We start from the raw sequence: 1,664 nt of genomic DNA, 5'->3' as shown, positions 1-1,664 counted from the left end.
ACGACAATTACTACCGACGCGAACGGCGATATGGCTCAGAGCATCCAGTACACGGCTTTCGGGGAGGTGTTTATCGAGGAGCGGTACAATAATACATGGAAAACGCCGTTTTTATTTAATGCCAAGGAGTTGGACGAGGAGACCGGCTTGTATTACTATGGCGCCCGTTATTACGACCCCCATACCAGTCTATGGCTGAGTGTAGACCCGCTGGCTATATATAACCCTTTTGAGAAAGAGAATTATATTGACGGACAACATCGTGGTGGTATATTTAACTCCTTTAATCATGCTGTTTATGGGTATTGTATGCAAAATCCAGTAAAATATGTTGATCCGAATGGGAAGCAATCTAGTAGTTTGGATTACGGGCAAGGGTTCAATGTCAGCCAACGAGATATTCAAGCTGCATATAATTATCAAAAGACAGGTTGGATTGGGGACACTATGGGCGATAAAATTGGAGATGCACTCTACAAGATGACTCCTGCTGCGATTGTTCTTTCTATTTCAGGAAAAGCTGGGGCTGTATTATTTGGAGAAGGTAAAGTTTCTTTAGGAATGATCTTAAAAGGTAATAATAAAGGATTTCATGGATATGCTACTGGATCTACAGGGGCAGAACTTGATGTAGAAGTTTCGGGAGGATTATCAGTTGATGCCGTTTATCCGGAAAGAGTAAGCCAATTTACGGGAGAAGATTTGGAAGGTAAATCCACTGAAACATTTTTTGAATTCGCAGTTAAGAGAATCTTGAATAAGGCAGCTTCAATAAATGTAAATCTTTCAAAAGGAGAATCCCAATCTAAAAAGGTTGGAGATATAGATATTTATGGTGCTGGTGTTTCTGCCGGATTTAGTGTAAGTGGCGCTATAAAAGGAACAATTGGTAAAATTCTGGATGTTTTTAATATAGGACGTCAGGAAAACCATACTAAGGGATTTAAAACCAATTCTTATAAACCAGATGGAAAAAAATAGTAATAGTAAAGGAAATCCCTTGATTAATCTGTTTGTAATATTGCTGTTCGGATGGATAATGTACTTGATTTTTACGACAGACTCAAGAAGCCAGAAAGAACGGGAAAAAGAAGACGCTCAATTTCCTGAAATAGAAAATATCAGTAAAGAATTTAAAGGGACATTAGTAAAAACCGGAATTAGTAATGCTTATGTTGGTCGAACTTTATTATATTTTTCTAATGGACAAAAAGCGGCGATAACAGATAATACTTTTAATTATGCAATTAGTGAGGTTAATTTAATGAGCTTTGTTCAGGTGGAAGATTCTATTTATAAACCGGCAAATTCTGATTCTATTTTTATTTATAGAGGAGATAAGACCTATTATTTCAGATTAGGGCAAACGTTGAATAACAGCGTTAACTGAAAAAAGTCAAGGATTACTTTTTTTCAATAAATAAGACAACCATAAGTAGGTAAATTGAATAGTGGGGTAGGCTTTCGGGTCTGCCCTGCTATTGGTTACGACGCTGTAGGTAACGTAAGTTCGGTTTCCAGTCCGTCTTTCTATCATACTTACAGATATGACGGTCTTTACCGTCTGATTTCGGCTGTGGGCGACTATACTTCTACCAATGGCGGTTTGGCTCAATATACCCTGCAAATGAGTTACGACAACCTTCACAATATCAGCAATAAGT

General features: G+C 37.8%; 2 protein-coding genes and 1 pseudogene. All 3 read left to right on the top strand.

Going from position 1 to position 1,664, the window contains the following annotated elements; translation table 11 throughout:
- Positions 1–981 (top strand): RHS repeat-associated core domain-containing protein (locus tag M2132_RS11990; protein ID WP_280673866.1); only part of this gene is annotated, 981 nt, incomplete at its 5' end.
- On the top strand, positions 968–1,390 hold the full coding sequence (locus M2132_RS11985; protein ID WP_280673864.1) for a hypothetical protein: 423 nt from the start codon (positions 968–970) through the stop codon (positions 1,388–1,390). The genes M2132_RS11990 and M2132_RS11985, both read left to right, overlap by 14 nt.
- 54 nt (positions 1,391–1,444) lie before the next feature.
- Positions 1,445–1,664 (top strand): annotated as a pseudogene (locus M2132_RS11980) (hypothetical protein); the annotation flags it as partial.

The organism is Dysgonomonas sp. PH5-45, assembly GCF_029893235.1.
Classification (GTDB): Bacteria; Bacteroidota; Bacteroidia; order Bacteroidales; family Dysgonomonadaceae; genus UBA1309.
Note: the sequence above shows the minus strand (reverse complement) of the source record. Positions and strands in the feature narration are given on the sequence as shown.

Bases quoted from the DNA above. Each gene is read 5' to 3' on its own strand.
- M2132_RS11985 (WP_280673864.1), top strand. From the start codon at position 968: ATGGAAAAAAATAGTAATAGTAAAGGAAATCCCTTGATTAATCTGTTT.